The organism is Streptomyces sp. NPDC050485, from assembly GCF_044458185.1.
GTDB lineage: Bacteria > Actinomycetota > Actinomycetes > Streptomycetales > Streptomycetaceae > Streptomyces.
In genome coordinates this window covers 94,550-109,838 of sequence record NZ_JBITHR010000004.1, presented here as the reverse complement: position 1 = coordinate 109,838, position 15,289 = coordinate 94,550, and the positions used below count along the sequence as shown (strand labels likewise).

The 15,289-nt window shown below is 71.0% G+C and carries 15 protein-coding genes; 9 read left to right on the top strand and 6 right to left on the bottom strand.

Going from position 1 to position 15,289, the window contains the following annotated elements; genetic code table 11:
• The first annotated feature begins 102 nt into the window (after positions 1-102).
• From ACIBK6_RS09755 to ACIBK6_RS09740, 4 genes are all read left to right on the top strand, one after another.
• Complete coding sequence (locus tag ACIBK6_RS09755) at positions 103-1,062, top strand: trypsin-like serine peptidase (protein ID WP_399050353.1); 960 nt, start codon at positions 103-105, stop codon at positions 1,060-1,062.
• Between the two features lie 110 nt (positions 1,063-1,172).
• The gene (locus tag ACIBK6_RS09750) at positions 1,173-1,907 is read left to right on the top strand and encodes a response regulator transcription factor (protein WP_399050352.1); all 735 of its coding nucleotides are present in this window, start codon (positions 1,173-1,175) and stop codon (positions 1,905-1,907) included.
• Positions 1,904-3,334: a sensor histidine kinase gene (locus ACIBK6_RS09745; RefSeq protein WP_399050350.1), complete on the top strand. Its 1,431-nt coding sequence runs from the start codon at positions 1,904-1,906 to the stop codon at positions 3,332-3,334. Before ACIBK6_RS09750 ends, ACIBK6_RS09745 begins: the two co-directional genes overlap by 4 nt.
• Before the next feature lie 118 nt (positions 3,335-3,452).
• Positions 3,453-3,809: an ArsR/SmtB family transcription factor gene (locus ACIBK6_RS09740; RefSeq protein WP_399050348.1), complete on the top strand. Its 357-nt coding sequence runs from the start codon at positions 3,453-3,455 to the stop codon at positions 3,807-3,809.
• Positions 3,810-3,919: 110 nt separating this feature from the next.
• On the opposite strand, the gene ACIBK6_RS09735 is transcribed toward ACIBK6_RS09740, so the two are convergent.
• The gene (locus ACIBK6_RS09735) at positions 3,920-5,452 is read right to left on the bottom strand and encodes an LCP family protein (protein ID WP_399050347.1); all 1,533 of its coding nucleotides are present in this window, start codon (positions 5,450-5,452) and stop codon (positions 3,920-3,922) included.
• A 185-nt stretch (positions 5,453-5,637) separates the two neighbouring features.
• Positions 5,638-5,868 (bottom strand): hypothetical protein, encoded by a 231-nt coding sequence (locus tag ACIBK6_RS09730; RefSeq protein ID WP_399050345.1) that lies wholly within the window; start codon positions 5,866-5,868, stop codon positions 5,638-5,640.
• Between the two features lie 130 nt (positions 5,869-5,998).
• Between ACIBK6_RS09730 and ACIBK6_RS09725 the strand changes: the two genes are divergently transcribed.
• Positions 5,999-6,661 (top strand): hypothetical protein, encoded by a 663-nt coding sequence (locus ACIBK6_RS09725; protein ID WP_399050343.1) that lies wholly within the window; start codon positions 5,999-6,001, stop codon positions 6,659-6,661.
• A 106-nt stretch (positions 6,662-6,767) separates the two neighbouring features.
• A complete protein-coding gene (locus ACIBK6_RS09720) occupies positions 6,768-7,343 on the top strand; it encodes a TerD family protein (protein WP_399050342.1) in 576 nt (191 codons plus the stop codon).
• Between the two features lie 138 nt (positions 7,344-7,481).
• Here the strand turns inward: ACIBK6_RS09720 and ACIBK6_RS09715 are convergent, their stop codons facing one another.
• The gene (locus ACIBK6_RS09715; RefSeq protein WP_399050341.1) at positions 7,482-8,264 is read right to left on the bottom strand and encodes an MBL fold metallo-hydrolase; all 783 of its coding nucleotides are present in this window, start codon (positions 8,262-8,264) and stop codon (positions 7,482-7,484) included.
• 279 nt (positions 8,265-8,543) lie between these two features.
• Here ACIBK6_RS09715 and ACIBK6_RS09710 point away from each other — a divergent pair, with 279 nt between their 5' ends.
• Positions 8,544-9,950, top strand: coding sequence for a lipase maturation factor family protein (locus tag ACIBK6_RS09710; protein WP_399050339.1), 1,407 nt, complete (start codon positions 8,544-8,546; stop codon positions 9,948-9,950).
• 49 nt (positions 9,951-9,999) lie between these two features.
• On the opposite strand, the gene ACIBK6_RS09705 is transcribed toward ACIBK6_RS09710, so the two are convergent.
• Positions 10,000-11,379 (bottom strand): FAD-binding oxidoreductase, encoded by a 1,380-nt coding sequence (locus tag ACIBK6_RS09705; protein WP_399050337.1) that lies wholly within the window; start codon positions 11,377-11,379, stop codon positions 10,000-10,002.
• A 254-nt stretch (positions 11,380-11,633) separates the two neighbouring features.
• On the opposite strand from ACIBK6_RS09705, the gene ACIBK6_RS09700 reads away from it, so the two are divergent.
• On the top strand, positions 11,634-12,782 hold the full coding sequence (locus tag ACIBK6_RS09700; RefSeq protein ID WP_399050336.1) for a sulfite oxidase: 1,149 nt from the start codon (positions 11,634-11,636) through the stop codon (positions 12,780-12,782).
• 27 nt (positions 12,783-12,809) lie between these two features.
• Here ACIBK6_RS09700 and ACIBK6_RS09695 read toward each other — a convergent pair whose 3' ends face one another.
• On the bottom strand, positions 12,810-13,394 hold the full coding sequence (locus tag ACIBK6_RS09695; RefSeq protein ID WP_399050334.1) for a hypothetical protein: 585 nt from the start codon (positions 13,392-13,394) through the stop codon (positions 12,810-12,812).
• Between the two features lie 243 nt (positions 13,395-13,637).
• On the opposite strand from ACIBK6_RS09695, the gene ACIBK6_RS09690 reads away from it, so the two are divergent.
• Positions 13,638-14,477 carry an SAM-dependent methyltransferase gene (locus ACIBK6_RS09690; RefSeq protein ID WP_399050333.1) on the top strand — a complete coding sequence of 280 codons (840 nt, stop codon included), beginning with the start codon at positions 13,638-13,640 and terminating at the stop codon, positions 14,475-14,477.
• 9 nt (positions 14,478-14,486) lie between these two features.
• On the opposite strand, the gene ACIBK6_RS09685 is transcribed toward ACIBK6_RS09690, so the two are convergent.
• Positions 14,487-15,269 carry an alpha/beta fold hydrolase gene (locus ACIBK6_RS09685; protein ID WP_399050331.1) on the bottom strand — a complete coding sequence of 261 codons (783 nt, stop codon included), beginning with the start codon at positions 15,267-15,269 and terminating at the stop codon, positions 14,487-14,489.
• Positions 15,270-15,289 lie beyond the last annotated feature (20 nt).

The window sequence follows — 15,289 nt, the reverse complement described above, 5'->3', positions numbered from 1 at the left end:
CGGCCTCCGGCCACGCGCGGCACTTCTGCCCGCAACCGGGCCACCCGTATGGTGAGCCGTCATGTGTGTCCGGCCAGAGGGGAACTGATGGTGCGTAGAACCATGATCATCCGACCTGCCGCGACGTTCGCGGCCGCCCTGCTGCTCGGCGCCGGGCTCGCCCCGGCGGCCTTCGCCGACGGAACCCCGGCAGCGCCGAACCCGGTCGCGGCCGAGCTCGGCGCCTACTGGACCGCGGCCCGGATGACGGCCGCGCTGCCCGGCGATCCGGGCCGGGGCGCCGGTGCCGGGGCCCATGCCGCCTCCCCCGCCGTGGACGGGCCCCGGCCCGGCGAGCACATCCCACCGAGCCGCAGCTTCGACGGCATCCCGCAGGCCGGCACGTTCTTCTGGACCGACGCCTCCGGTACGGGACGCACGTGCAGCGGCTCCGTGGTGCGCAGCCCGGGCCACAACCTGGTGCTCAGCGCCGGACACTGCCTCAAGGGGTACTCCGGCACCTCCCCCAAGCGGCATCTGGGCTTCGTGCCGCAGTACCACGACGGGCTCAAGCCCTTCGGCATCTTCCCCATCAAGAGCAACGGCGTGTACGTCTCGCAGCGGTACTACGACCTGGGCGAGCACGCGGGAGCCGAGTACGACTTCGGGTTCGCCGTCACCGAGCCCAACCAGAACGGCACCCGGCTCCAGGACGCGACCGGCGGGGTGCAACTGCTCACTGGCACAGGGTACTTGCACGCCCCGGTGCGGATGATCGGGTACCCGGGCGGTGCGCAGAAGCCGCTGGAGTGCTGGAGCTTCACCACCAAGTGGGCCAGCGACGACCCGGCCGACCCGGGCACCTTCCCGCGCATCGCCTGCGACGCCTTCGTGGGCGGCACCAGCGGCGGGCCCATGCTGGTGCCGTGGCCGGACGGCTGGGCGGTGATCGGGGTCATCGGCGGCTACCACACCGGCGGCAACACCCCGCAGATCTCCTACAGCGCCTACTTCGGCGCCGCGACCGAAGCCCTGTACGACGCGGCGACCACGGGCGCCCCGCCCGCGCGACCCGCCTCCTGAACCTTCACCTGAAAGGGCGGGGCCGGGGCCGGATCCATAGGTGATTCAGAGGAAACTCAGAGGGCCCCGGTCGCCCGTGGGCGGGGCGCCCGGGGGATGCTGTGGGCACCATGGAAAACCCATCATCACCTCCCGTGCTGCGCAGGTCCGACGGCAGCCCCGTACGGATCCTCGTCGTGGACGACGAGCCCGACCTGACCGAGGTGCTGTCCGGCGCCCTGCGCTCCGAGGGCTGGGACGTCCGCTCGGCCGCCGACGGGGCGAGCGCGCTGAGCACGGCGTACGCCTTCCGTCCCGACGCGGTGGTCCTGGACTGGATGCTGCCCGACATGGACGGTCTGCGCCTGCTGCGCGAGATGCGGGCCGACCTGCCGGGCGTCTGCGTCCTGTTCCTGACCGCGCGCGATTCCGTCGAGGACCGCATCGCGGGCATCACCGCGGGCGGCGACGACTACGTCACGAAGCCGTTCAGCCTGGAGGAGGTGCTGGCCCGGCTGCGCGGGCTGCTGCGCCGGGCGGGCATGGCGCGCGAGCCCGGCGGGAACCGGCTCGTAGTCGGTGATCTCGTGATGGACGAGGACGCGATGGAGGTCAGCCGGGCGGGCCGGTTCGTGGACCTGTCCCGGACCGAGTTCGAGCTGCTGCGCTTCCTGATGCGCAATCCGCGCCGCGTGCTGTCCAAGGACCAGATCCTGGACCGGGTCTGGTCGTACGACTTCGGCGGCCGCGCGCACATCGTCGAGCTGTACATCAGCTACCTCCGCAAGAAGATCGACGCGGGCCGGACACCGCTGATCCACACGGTGCGCGGGGCCGGCTACGTACTGAAGCCTGACCCTTCGTGAAGCGGCGGGCCCTCCCCCGCACCCTGCGGGCCCGGCTCACCGCGGGCCTGGTCCTGCTCCTGGCGCTGGCCTGCCTGGCCGTCGGGGTGACGACCGTGCTCGCCCTCGAAGGCTTCCTCGTCAGCCGCCTGGACCAGCAACTCAGCGCGTCCGGCGGCCGGTTCGCGGCCAGCCTCGAACGCGGCGAGAAGCCGGACGCCGACAACCAGCCGGACACCCGTGGGCAGTCGAACGGCACGTTCGGCGCGCGGCTGCTGCGCGGCGAGACCACCCAGGCGGCCGTGGTGCACGACCAGGCCGACGCCGCGGTGCCGCTCACCGCCGCGGACCGCGCGTCCCTGGCGGCGGTGCCGGTGGACGGGCGGGGCCACGACATCCGGCTGTCGACGCTGCGCCACTACCGGGTGCTGGCGGTCCCGGGCGACGACCGCGACGTACTTATCACCGGTCTGCCGCTGGAGCCGGTGGAAGAGACCGTGCACCGTCTTGAGATCGTCGAGGCCGTCGTGTTCGGCGCGACCCTCGCCGCCACCGGCATCGCGGGTGCGTTGTGGGTACGCCTCTCACTGCGGCCGCTGCGAAAGATGGCGGCCACCGCGACCGAGGTCACCCGGCTGCCGCTGGCCAGCGGCGAGATCGCCATGCCCGCCCCGGTCCCCGACACCGATCCGGGTACCGAGGTCGGCCAGGTCGGCGCCGCGCTCAACCACATGCTGGGCCACGTCGGGGACGCGCTCGCCCAGCGGCAGGCGGGCGAGGAGCGGCTGCGCCACTTCGCCGCCGACGCCAGCCATGAACTGCGCACCCCCGTCGCCACCGTCCGCGCCCACGCCGAACTGGCGCTGCGGCACGGCGGGCCCGTCCCGGGCGAGGTGCGGCACGCGCTGGAACGCATCCAGTCCGAGACGCAGCGCATGACCGTTCTCGTCGACGACCTGCTCCTGCTCGCCCGCCTGGACGCCGGCCGGCCGCTCGCGCGGGAATCCGTCGACCTCACGCGGATCGTGCTGGACGCGGTCAGCGACGCGCAGGCCGCGGCCGCAGGTCACCGCTGGCTGCTCGACCTGCCGGAGGAGCCCGTCACGGTGACCGGCGACGAACACCGACTGCACCAGGTCGTCGCCAACCTCCTCGCCAATGCCCGCACGCACACCCCGACCGGCACCGAGGTCACCCTCAGCCTTGGCGAAAACGCCACCGGAGCACCGGAGTTGAGCGTGACGGACACCGGCCCCGGCATCCCCGAAGACCTCCTGCCCAAGGTCTTCCAGCGCTTCACCCGGGCCGGCCACAACCGCGCCAGGGCGGCGGGCGGTACCGGTCTCGGCCTGGCCATCGTCTTCGCGGTCGTCCACGCCCACGACGGAACCGTCGACGTCGTCAGCCGCCCCGGCCGCACCGCCTTCCGCGTGACGCTGCCCCGCTGATGCCGTTCCCGTGGCGGACCCGGTCCGGCCGATCCCCCCGAGGGCCGGGCCCGGTGCCTACACTGAGGGCGCGCCCGAGCACGATAGGTGACCGGGCCGGGACGGGAGGGCGGTCGGCATGGCAGCGGACAGCGGCGAGTTCACCGACCCGTCCGCCGAGGTCCTCAGGGACGCCGCCGCGACGTTCGGCCTGCTGGCCTCGCCCGCACGCCTGCACATCGTGTGGGCGCTCGCGCAGGGCGAGAGCGATGTGTCGGGCCTCGCGGAGCGGCTCGGCGGCGCGCTCCCCTCGACGAGCCAGCACCTGGCGAAGCTGAGACTCGCCGGCCTCGTACGGTCGCGGCGCGAGGGCCGTCGCCAGGTCTACTACGTGGACGACCAGGACATGGTCGCCGTCGTGCAGTTGATGGTGCGACAGTTGGACCGCGCCGCCGACCGGTTCCCCGAGCAGCGGCTGCGGCCCGTGGGAGCCTGAGGCCGCCCGTGGGACCTTGAGGCCGGGGGCCGTCACTCGACGGCGGTTCTCCTCAGGGGTGCGTGGGGCGGCTGGTGCCCGTACTCAGCTCGTACTCAGCGGGCTCGTGCTCAGCCGTACGAGAGGTTGGAGCACGGGTCGTCGTCGGCGGAGCGGGCGTCACCGGCCACACTGGTGGGCAGTGCGCTGGGCGCGGCCGAGGTGGTGGGTGCCGTCGACGCCCCGGGCTGGGGGGCGTCGGCGTACGTCTGGCCGAGGATGACGTTGATTCCGGCCGCCGCGGTCGCGGTGACTTCCGCGCCGGGGAAGACCTGGGCGGCCTTCTCGGCCTGGTCCTGCTGGCCGGGCCCGTACTCGATGACCGTCTTGGTCTGGGTGCGGACGATGGCCGTGGCGGTGCTGGTGACGGTGAAGCCGTGCTGCTTGAGCGCGTCGGCGGCGCGGGCGGGGAGCTCGGTGACGGTGGTGCCGTTGTACACGGCGACGGAGATGCCGGTACCGATGACCGGCACGGCGCCGCTCGGTGCGGGGGATGCCGCGTCCGCCTGCTCGTCGTGGTGGCTGCCCGCGTCCTGGCCGTCGAGGGTGCGGTCGGCCTTCAGCGCGGCCCACAGCGCTTCGGCGTCCGGGTGGACGATGGCCACACGTGCGCCCTGGTAGCGCCACGGCAGCGTGACGAACTTGGTGTTGTGCAGGTCGATGTCCTTCAGCGACATGGCGAACGAGATCAGTTTGTCGGCCGAGCCGAGACCGGGGTCCACGGTCAGGGACTGGGTGGCCGCGTCCGCGAGGGGGAAGAGGTTGGTGGGGGTCAGCCCGTCGCTCTTGACCTTCTTCATGAGGGAGGCGACGAAGGCCTGCTGCCGTTTGATGCGCCCTATGTCGGAGCCGTCGCCCAGACCATGCCGGATGCGCACGTAGTCCAGGGCCTGCTGGCCGGAGACGGTCTGCGGGCCCTTGGCGAAGATCTGGTCACCGCGGGTGGAACGGTTGGGGTTGAGGTTGTTCTGGTAGACGTCCTGGGGCAGGCAGACCTGGACGCCGCCGACGGCCTCCGTCATCTTCGCGAAGCCCTTGAAGTCGACCACGACCGTGTGATCGACGCGCAGCCCGGTCAGCTTCTCCACGGTGTTCTGGGTGCAGGCCGGGTTGCCCTTGGCGCTCTCGCCCACCGAATAGGCCGAGTTGAACATGGCCTTGGTCTGCGGCTCGGTCCAACTGCCGTCGGGGAGTTTGCACGACGGTATGTCGACCAGGGTGTCGCGCGGTATGGACACGGCGACGGCGTGCTTGTGGTCGGCGTATATGTGCATGAGAAAGGCGGTGTCGGAGCGCCCTATGTCGTTCTTGTCCCCGCCGCCCAGGTCGCTGTTGCCGTCGATGCGGGCGTCCGTGCCGATGACCAGGACGTTGGAGCCCTTGGTCGAGACCGGCGGACGGTCGCCGGAGATGCCGTCCGCCGTGAACGTGTCGATGTTCGCGTTGAGCCGCAGATAGGCCCAGCCCACACCCGCCGTCGTCAGCACGAGCACGGTGAGCCCGACGCCCATGCCGAGCCGGACACCGCTGCGCATGCGGCGCCGCCCGCGCACGGCGGAGTCGCCGTCACGGCCTTCGCCCACCTCTTCTTGACCGCCTGTCATCCGCACGCTCCCAGTCCGTCGGTACCTACCAAAAGAGACGGCCGGCCCCGCTCGATAGTTGTAATGGTTGCGCAATCTAGCAACCTTTTCAGAGAGCGCATCCTGGTCGGCGCCGCCCGACAACCCGGCCCGGCCCGGCGGGAGACGGCCCGGCCGGAGACGATCCCGGCGGAGCGGTCAGGCTCTCAGGGGCTGGCGATGTCGAATCCGTACCGCAAAGGCTCCTCGCGGCTGCGGTGGTCGCGGCGGTAGACGTACAGCGCCTCGGCACGGACGCCCGGCACCGGCGCCTCCAGCTCGCAGGGGTACGTCACCTGAACCACCGGCGGTCGGCCCTCGACATAGATCCGCAGTCCGTCCGCGGGGCCGCCCGACAGCACCGCGACTTCCTTGTGCGCCTCAATCTCCGTATCCACGCTGTCACTTTAAAGGTTGCGCAATAATTGAACTATGGTGAGGTCCATCACCCGCGCCGCACGGAACCTCCACCGGCCCTGGCCGTCTCACATCCGTACACATGTGGGCACAACACACACCGAGGGAGACATGAACCGTTCCGACGGGCTGCGTACGCAAGACGCGGAGGAGTTCGCACGTCTCCTCCAACTCGCCCTGGAATCACGGGAGATCAGGCGACTCCTGCGGCCGGTGGCCGCAGTGATCGACGCCGAACAGCTGCGCGTCCGGGCCCTGCGGGAACTCGGCTCCATCGCGGCAGCGGCTGCCGCGGAACACCGGGCCTTCCTCCGCGCGGCCACCACCGCCCAGGCGCGGACCGAGGTGCACCCGGGCCCGGATGACGCATCGGCGGATCCCGAGCCGGAGCGCGGCGGCCTGCTCGCCGTACTGGCCGTTCTCACCCCGGTCCTGGCCGCCATGGCCGCCGTCCTGTTCCTGCTCATCGGGTGCGCCCTGCAACTGGTGGGCTTCCACCCGCACCTGGCGCGGGCGCTGCGGAACTCGGGCTGGATGTTCACGGGCCTCGCCGCCCTCAGCGCGCTGCCCGGCCTGGCCGCGCTGCTGATCACCGCGGCCCGCAACCGCCCTGCGGCCCAGGCCGGGCCCGCCCCGGATCCGGAGGCTGCGCGAGCCTACGACCTGTGGCGCCGGGCCCTGCTGGAACGCGGCATCCTGCCCCATCTCCGCGAGCACATAGCGGCGGCACGGCACACATCCGACCCGGAACCCCCGCCGACGACCACAGGGTGAGCCACGATCCAACACTTCAGGGATTGCGCAACCGGGGAACCATAGTGTCCTGCCGGGCGTTCTCAACGAACGACGGATCCCGACCGCACCATCACGGAGGAAGAACATGGGCGTGAGCCTGGCCAAGGGCGGCAATGTCTCGCTGAGCAAGGAAGCCCCCGGGCTGACGGCCGTCACGGTCGGCCTGGGCTGGGACGTGCGGACGACGACCGGCACGGACCACGACCTCGACGCCAGCGCGCTGCTGTGCGGCGCGAGCGGCAAGGTGCTCTCCGACAGCCACTTCGTCTTCTACAACAACCTGACCAGCCCGGACGGTTCCGTCCAGCACACCGGTGACAACCTCACCGGCGAGGGCGAGGGCGACGACGAGACGATCAACATCGACCTCACCACCGTCCCCGGCCAGGTGGCGAAGATCGTCTTCCCGGTCTCCATCCACGACGCCCATGCCCGTGGCCAGAGCTTCGGCCAGGTGAGCAACGCCTACATCCGCGTGATCAATCAGGCGGGCGGCAGCGAACTGGCCCGCTACGACCTCAGCGAGGACGCGTCCACGGAGACCGCGATGGTCTTCGGCGAGCTCTACCGGCACGGCGCCGAATGGAAGTTCCGCGCCGTCGGCCAGGGTTACGCGTCCGGACTCGCCGGTATCGCCTCCGACTACGGCGTCAACGTCTGACCGGCCGCACACTCCCGCCGCCCACGCACCTCCCCGCACCGGGCGGCGGGCCCACTGGCCGAGCGGATGCCTCAGAGCCTGTGTCCCAACCCGCCCGGGTCCGCGGGTCAGACACGGGCTCTCAGTCCTTCAGGTCCCTCACGTCCCGGCCCGCCCGATCGAGAAGGTGGCTCCGGGCGCCGCGTGGTCGACCGGCCCGCCGTAGCGGGCCGAGGCACGCGCAACGGCTTCCCGCGGTGTGAGGAAGCGGCCGACGTGCGTGACGATCAGCCGGCTCGCCCGAGCGGCGCCGGCCGTGTCGCCGGTGTCCTCGGGGGTGTGGTGCACCTGCTCCCCCTCGGCCGGCCGCTGCGCGCTCTCGGCCTCGCACAGCAGCGCGTCACAGCCCTCGGCCAGTCGCGTGAGAGCGGCGCAGGGGGCCGTGTCCCCCGAGTACACCAGCGACCCGGCGGCCGCTTCGATCCGTACCGCGAAGGCCGGTATGCCGTGCGCCACCGCCCGGCTGGTCAGCGTGAGCGCACCGACCCGCGCACTGTGCCCGTCGTGCAGTTCATGGACGGCGAAGGCCGATTCGACCGGGCTCCGGCTCGGGCCGTTGGTGAGGAAGTGCGCCAGCCTGTCGGCGATGCCCGGCGGCCCGAACAGCGGGAGCGGCGTGGCTCTGCGCACATCGGCGAAGAGCAGCCCGTAGTAGGCGGTGAGCAGGTCGGCGCTGTGATCCGCGTGCAGATGCGAGATCCAGACGGCGTCCAAGTCGCCCAGGGAGACGTGCTGTTGCAGCTGCGCCAGGGTCCCAGTGCCCGCGTCCACCCATAGCTGGGTGGCGCCGCAGGACACCAGATAGCCGGAGCAGGGATTGTCCGTGCTCGGGTACGGCGTCGCGGACCCGAGCACGGTGAGCAGAAGAGGATCGATGGTCATCCGCGGAGTCTAGATCGCGCGATGCGGCCGCACCCGGGGCCCGGTCGTCGCCCGCTCCTGACTCGATGACGACCGTGCGCGGTCCCCACTCCTCCGATGATCACGGTTCTGGCGCGAGCGGGTGAAGGGCCCGTCGGCCGACTCGACTTGGCCCCTCGATACCCACTACGAAGATGACGCCAACCTTGCCGGTGCCCCCGACGGCGAGCGAGGACGGGAACGGGCCGCACCGACCCGGGCCTCCCCCGACCGCCCGCTGTGACCAGGAGGTTCCCCGCCGTGGAGTGGTTCTCGTCGTCGGCGTACTGGCTGAGCCGACTGGTGTTGCAACGGTCCCTGGCCGCCGTCTACCTGGTGGCCTTCCTCGCGGCGGCCCTCCAGTTCCGGGCCCTGATCGGTGAGGGTGGGATGCTGCCGGTGCCCGAGTTCGTCCGTCGGGTGCCGTTCCGCGACGCGCCCAGCCTCTTTCAGCTGCGCTACTCGGACCGGCTCTTCGCGTCCTGCGCCTGGTCGGGCGCCGTGCTGGCCGGGGCCGTCGTGGCGGGGGCGGCGGACGCCGTGCCGCTGTGGGCGGCGATGCTGTTCTGGGCGCTGCTCTGGGCGCTGTATCTGTCCATCGTCAACGTGGGTCAGACGTGGTACGGATTCGGCTGGGAGTCGCTTCTCCTGGAGGCCGGTTTCCTCGCGGTCTTCCTCGGCAACGACGAGGTCGCCCCGCCGGTGCTGCTGCTGTGGCTGCTGCGCTGGGTGCTGTTCCGCGTCGAGTTCGGCGCCGGCCTGATCAAGCTGCGCGGCGATCCGTGCTGGCGCGATCTGACCTGTCTGTACTACCACCACGAGACCCAGCCGATGCCCGGACCGCTGAGCTGGTTCTTCCACCACCTCCCCAAGCCGCTGCACCGCGTGGAAGTCGCGGCGAACCACTTCGTCCAACTCGTCGTCCCCATCGCCCTGTTCACCCCGCAGCCGGTGGCGAGCGTCGCGGGCTCCCTCGTCATCTGCACTCAGCTGTGGCTGGTGCTCTCCGGCAATTTCGCCTGGCTGAACTGGCTGACGATCGTCCTCGCCGTCTCTTCCCTGGACAGCTCGCTCGTCACCGGTCCGCGTTCGCTGCCCGGCCCTCCGCTCTGGTATGAAGTCCTGGTCCTGGCGGTCACCCTCCTCGTGCTGGTGCTCAGCATCCGCCCGGCCCGCAATCTCCTCTCCCACCACCAGCGCATGAACACGACGTACGAGTCCCTGCATCTGGTGAATTCCTACGGGGCCTTCGGCAGCGTCACGCGCGTCCGCCGCGAGGTGGTCATCGAAGGAACGGCGGACGAGGAGATCACCCCTGAAACGGTCTGGCTGGAATACGAATTCCATGGGAAGCCGGGTGATGTGCGGCGGCTGCCGCGCCAGTTCGCGCCCTATCATCTGCGGCTCGATTGGCTGCTGTGGTTCGTGGCGCTTTCACCGGCGTACGGATTCTCCTGGTTCGGCGCTTTCGTCGAACGGCTGCTGGTCAACGACCGCGACACACTGCGCCTGCTGCGGCACAATCCGTTTCCCGACACCCCGCCGGTATTCGTCCGTGCCCGCATCTGGCGCTACCGCTTCACCACCTGGCAGGAGCTCCGCAGGACGGGAGCGTGGTGGCACCGTGAAGCGCCTCGCGAATTCCTTCCTCCGACAACGCTGCGCTGAGGCGAAGCCGATGGGGCCGGGCGTCCCCCGGACCCGGCCCCTCCCGCTGCTACGCGGCGGGCTCGATGTTCTGGTTGGCGTGGAACAGGTTCTTCGGGTCGTAGACCCGCTTGATCGCGGCGAGGCGGTCGTAGTGGTCGCGGTAGGTGGCCCTGACGCGGTCCTGGCCCTCCCCCGCGCCGATGAAGTTCACGTACCCACCGCCCATGGAGTGCGGGTGCAGCTCGCCCCAGTAGTCGACACACCACTGGCGGACGGTTTCGGCGTTGGCCGGATCGGGGTCGACGCCGCCGATGATTCCGGACCAGACGGCGTCCCGGTAGGCCCAGGCCGTGTCCTTCTGGTGGACGCGGTGCGCGGCGCCGTCGACCGGGTAGAGGTGCATCGTCGACAGGCCGGTGGGGATGGCTTCCGCGTACTTGGCGTGCACGTCGATGGCAGCGTCCGTGATCCGGTCGAAGAAGTCCCCTCGCCAGTACCACTGCAGGCCGGCGGGGATCAGGTCGTCGAACATGGCCTGCAGCATGGGGTAGGGCATCGGTGTCGCGAAGTGGAAGGCCGGCGGGCCCGGTTCGTTGACCGGCTCGAAGGTCTTGTCGGCGGCGTTCGGATCGCCCGTCCAGCACCATACGATGCCGCACATCTTGTGCCCGTGGATCTCGTCGGGGAACGGCGGCTCGGGCGGAACGACCAGCTCGGCGAAGAAGCCGTTCAGGTCGTTGGGCGCCTGTGGCAGGAAGTCGCGGTACCACCGCAGGACGTCACCGAGGCGGTCCAGGGTCCACAGGGTCACCCCGAGCACCACGGTGTGCACGGGGTGCAGCCGGAAGGTGAAGGAGGTGACGACGCCGAAGTTCCCTCCGCCGCCGCGCAACGCCCAGAACAGGTCGGGGTTGTCCCGCTCGCTCGCGGTGACGAAGCTGCCATTGGCGAGCACCACGTCCGCGGCCAGCAGGTTGTCCACGCTCAGGCCGTACTTGCGGGTGAGGTGGCCGTGTCCACCGCCGAGCGTGAGACCTGCGACGCCCGTCGTCGACATGATGCCGGCGGGGGTGGCGAGGCCGAAGCCGTGGGCGGCGTGGTCGAGGTCGCTGAGCAGGCTTCCGCCACCGACCTGGGCGGTTTCGGTCACGGGGTCGACGCGTGCCCAGCGCATCGGCGACAGGTCGAGGGTGACGCCGTCGTCCACCAGGCACAGACCGGCGCCGCTGTGCCCGCCGCCCCGTACCGCGAGTTCGAGACCGTGATCCCTGACGAAGTCGACCGCGTCGATGACATCGGCGGCGTCCGTGCACCGCACGACAGCGCCCGGTTTCCGATCGATCATCGCGTTGTAGATCGTGCGGGCCCGGTCGTACTCCGGGTCCTGCGGGCCGATGACCGGGCCGCGCAGCACGGTCCGCATCGCCTCCAGCGTCGTGCCGTCCATGGCGATCTCCTTGCAGAGGGCACGGTACGGTCCGTATCCCGCCCGGCACTTCCCCTGCTGGGCCGCCGGTGGTCACGCGCGCGCCGGTACCCCGGCACCGTCATGGGCCGCAAGCGCAATCGGATGCCACAGGGCTGACCCTTCAAGCGTCCCGCCGCACCTGTGGGCGCGCAATCGCTGACCGGTCCCGACCCGTACCGACCGGTCCCTGGCGGTGAAGTGCGGGGATCCGGCGCCGGCGGGACCATGGGGTCATGGACCGTCGCATCGGTGACATCAGTCCACCGGGGCGTCTCGCCGAGCCCGCCGAGGGCATCAGCCCCGAGGAACTGGCGCTCGCGACCCGCAATCACGGGCTGCCCCTGGAGTGTCTGCGCCACGACATCACCCCTGCGGGACTGCACTACGTACTCGTCCACTACGACATCCCGGCCACGGACGCCACCACATGGGCGCTCACCCTGTGTGGCCGGGTGAGTACCCCGCTGACACTCGACATGGCGGCACTGCGGTCCTTCCCGGCCGTCACCCACCGGGTGACGATGGAATGCGCGGGCAACGGCCGGGCCCGGCTCACACCGAGGCCGGTGAGCCAGCCCTGGCTCGTCGAGGCGGTCGGCACCGCCGAGTGGACGGGCGTACCGCTGCGCACCCTCCTCGCCGAGAGCGGCGTGGCGCCGGACGCCGTCGAGGTGGTCTGCACCGGCGCCGACCACGGCCTGGAACGCGGCGTCGAACAGGACTACCGGCGAAGCCTGCCGCTGGAGGTGGCCACCGGCAGCGATCCCGAGGTCCTCGTGGCCTATGCGATGAACGGCGCTCCGCTGCCGCCGCAGCACGGCCACCCGCTGCGGCTCGTGGTCCCCGGGTGGTACGGCATGGCACACGTGAAGTGGCTGCGCGAAATCGCCGTCATCGACTCCCGGTTCACGGGTTTCCAGCAGCAAGTGGCCTACCGTTACCGGCAGTTGGCGCAGGAACCGGGCGAGCCGGTGACCCGGATCGCCCCTCGGGCGCTGATGATCCCGCCCGGCTTCCCGGACTTCATGTCCCGCACCCGTGTCGTACGGCCCGGACCGCAGCGCCTGGAGGGCCGGGCCTGGTCCGGCTGGGCCCCCATCGCCCGGGTCGAGGTGAGCACGGACGACGGGCACGACTGGTACGAGGCCGAACTCGCCGCACCGGACGGCCACGACTGGGCCTGGCGGCACTGGCAGGCACCCTGGACGGCGACGCCCGGCGCCCATGTCCTGAGCGTCCGGGCCACCGACGCCGAGGGCAACTCCCAGCCTCTGACCCAGCGTTGGAACCGCGGCGGCTTCGGCAACAACCTCGTACAGCGGGTGGAGGTGCTGTGCGCGGACGCGACCGCATCCGACGACGGCGCCCCGGACGCGGGTTGACGGCGTCGGCCGCGTCCGGGGCACGAGTCAGCGGACTATCTGGTCGCCGTCCGGGACGTCCTGGACCGTCACGATGTGCCGCGCACGACCGAGCCCGTCGGCCACCGCCCGCGCGAGCCCCTCGAAGTCCCGGCCGTTCGGGACCGGCACCGCTTCCCCGTCGCCATAGCTCTCGATGGCCTTCGTGAAGTAGCCCGGATGCCAGGCGCCGACCGCCCCCTTGACCTCGATCGCGCTCACCGGCCGACCGCCGACCAGAGACTTCAGGGCGGGCAGTATCTCGTCGGAGCGTAGCTCGCCGGGGACTTGGAACAGGCTGGCGTGCGCGCCGGCCAGACCTCCGTCGCGCAGGCGCACGGTCACGGTGAGACAGCTGGTCACACTCGGGTAGGTGATGACGCCGCCGGGAGCGACCTCCCTGACCTGCCCCTCGGTGACGGTGGCCGCGAGGGGCGCCTTCGGGCCGTGCGCGGCGGGCTGGGCGGCGGCGGTGTGCCCGCCCCGTACCGCGGCAGGCGTCCGCGCCTGAACGGGCGAGCCGACGGCGATCTGCAGCGCGAGCAGCACCACCGGGAGCGCCAGCGCCCCAGCCGCGGTGACCGTGCGCCTCATGGGGATGTGCGTATGGGGCTGCTGCGTTGAGGACACGGGAACTCCTGGCTGCTGAATGAGGGCCGGCCGCACGGGGCTGCCGACCAGTGGTCGGCCGACCACTGTACGCACGCCGCGCACGACCGCGTTCCGTGGCCGAATTCGCCCTGCTGATCCCTCCGTGTCACCCGGCTAACGTCACGTACGGGATCTCCGCGCGGGCGGATTCCGATACGGGCGAACGAACGAGCAGGGGCAGCAGCAATGAGCCATGAGAGCACGGCCGGTGCCGCCGAGGCGGCGCGACGCTACTACGACACGAGTGACGTCGACGGTTTCTACGCCGCGGTCTGGGGCGGCGAGGACATCCACACCGGGATCTACGCCCACGAGCGTGAGCCGGTCGCCGACGCCTCCCGGCGCACCGTGGAAACGGCGGCGGCGAAGATCGCCGAACGGCTCGGCCCGGACTCCACCGTGCTGGATCTGGGGTCCGGATACGGCGGTCCCGCCCGCCATCTGGCCGGCGAGTTCGGCTGCCGGGTCGTCGCGCTCAACATCAGTGACGGGCAGAACGACCGGCACCGCAAGACCAACGCCGAGCGCGGTCTGGACGGGCTCATCGAGGTCGTCACCGGCTCCTTCCAGGACATTCCCTACCCTGCCGAGCAGTTCGACGTGGTGTGGTCTCAGGAGGCGTTCTGCCACAGCGGCGACCGTAAGCGCCTGCTCAGCGAAGCCGTTCGCGTCCTCAAGCCGCAGGGCGCGCTCGTCTTCACCGATCTCATGGCGGCCGATGCCACACCACCCGAGGCGCTGCGGCCGGTGGTGGCCCGGCTGGGCGTGGAGGCGTTCGCCACTCCGTCCTTCTACCGTCGGGAGCTGGCCGAACTCGGGCTGAGCCACGTCGAGTTCGATGATTTCAGCGATCAGCTGCTCACCCATTACCTCCGGCTCACCGAGGAGACCCGGCGACGGGCCACGGAACTCCGTGACCTCATCAGCCCGGCCTATCTGGAGAGCCTGCTGGAGAATCTGCCCCGGTGGGTGGAAGCCTGCCGCCGGGATCAGCTCCGCTGGGGCATCTTCACCTGCCGTCGATAGTCAACTCGCCTAAAGGACAACCGAGTTGAGCAGCTCCAGCAGCGGCTCGTGCACCATCTCCACATGAGTCAGGGGCGGAGTGTGGCCCGCGCCGGGGACCGGCACGAAGGTCGCTGCGGGGAGGGCCGCCGCCAGTGCCCGGCCCGCGGCGGGCGGTATGGGCCGGTCGTCCGTGCCGTGCACGACCAGCGCCGGGGCCCGGACTTCGCCGAGGCGGGCGGTGAGGTCGTCCACGGCCATCAGCACGCCGACCGCGTCCGCCAGTCGTCCGTTCGGCTGACGCCGCCACTTCGCGAGCCACTCCGGGTACAACTCGGGTACTCCCAGGAGCAGTTCGAGCAGTGCGGGGCCGACGGTGTCCGGGCCGTGTGTGCGCAACCCGTCCCGTACGGCGGCCATGTCGGCGAGTGCCTCGGGCGGCCAGCGCACGGCGGCCGTGTCGATCAGGGTGAGCGAGGCGACGCGTGTGGGGGCGAGCAGTGCGGCGCGCAGCGAGGTGAAGCCGCCTTGGGAGTGGCCGACGAGGTGGGCGCGTTCGATGCGCAGCTCATCGAGCAGGGCGAGCAGGTCGGCTGCCGATTCCCAGTAGGTGTACGGGGCCCCGTCGTCCTGGGTCCGGCCGTGCAGCCGCGCGTCCCAGGCGACACACCGGTACGCGGGGGCGAGCCGCTTGATGTGTGGTTGCCACATGTCGGCGTCCATCAGGTTGCCGTGGCTGAAGACCACGGCCGGGCCGTCGCCTCCGGTGTCCGCATGGTGGATCAGACTGGTGCCGATCTTCGCCTTGGACATGGCCGTCCTCCTGGAGAGCT

Coding starts and splice junctions, on each gene's coding strand:
- ACIBK6_RS09750 (WP_399050352.1), top strand. CDS start 1,173: ATGGAAAACCCATCATCACCTCCCGTGCTGCGCAGGTCCGACGGCAGC.
- ACIBK6_RS09690 (WP_399050333.1), top strand. CDS start 13,638: ATGAGCCATGAGAGCACGGCCGGTGCCGCCGAGGCGGCGCGACGCTAC.
- ACIBK6_RS09705 (WP_399050337.1), bottom strand. CDS start 11,379: ATGGACGGCACGACGCTGGAGGCGATGCGGACCGTGCTGCGCGGCCCG.
- ACIBK6_RS09755 (WP_399050353.1), top strand. CDS start 103: ATGATCATCCGACCTGCCGCGACGTTCGCGGCCGCCCTGCTGCTCGGC.
- ACIBK6_RS09720 (WP_399050342.1), top strand. CDS start 6,768: ATGGGCGTGAGCCTGGCCAAGGGCGGCAATGTCTCGCTGAGCAAGGAA.
- ACIBK6_RS09695 (WP_399050334.1), bottom strand. CDS start 13,394: ATGAGGCGCACGGTCACCGCGGCTGGGGCGCTGGCGCTCCCGGTGGTG.
- ACIBK6_RS09735 (WP_399050347.1), bottom strand. CDS start 5,452: ATGACAGGCGGTCAAGAAGAGGTGGGCGAAGGCCGTGACGGCGACTCC.
- ACIBK6_RS09700 (WP_399050336.1), top strand. CDS start 11,634: ATGGACCGTCGCATCGGTGACATCAGTCCACCGGGGCGTCTCGCCGAG.
- ACIBK6_RS09740 (WP_399050348.1), top strand. CDS start 3,453: ATGGCAGCGGACAGCGGCGAGTTCACCGACCCGTCCGCCGAGGTCCTC.
- ACIBK6_RS09725 (WP_399050343.1), top strand. CDS start 5,999: ATGAACCGTTCCGACGGGCTGCGTACGCAAGACGCGGAGGAGTTCGCA.
- ACIBK6_RS09715 (WP_399050341.1), bottom strand. CDS start 8,264: ATGACCATCGATCCTCTTCTGCTCACCGTGCTCGGGTCCGCGACGCCG.
- ACIBK6_RS09685 (WP_399050331.1), bottom strand. CDS start 15,269: ATGTCCAAGGCGAAGATCGGCACCAGTCTGATCCACCATGCGGACACC.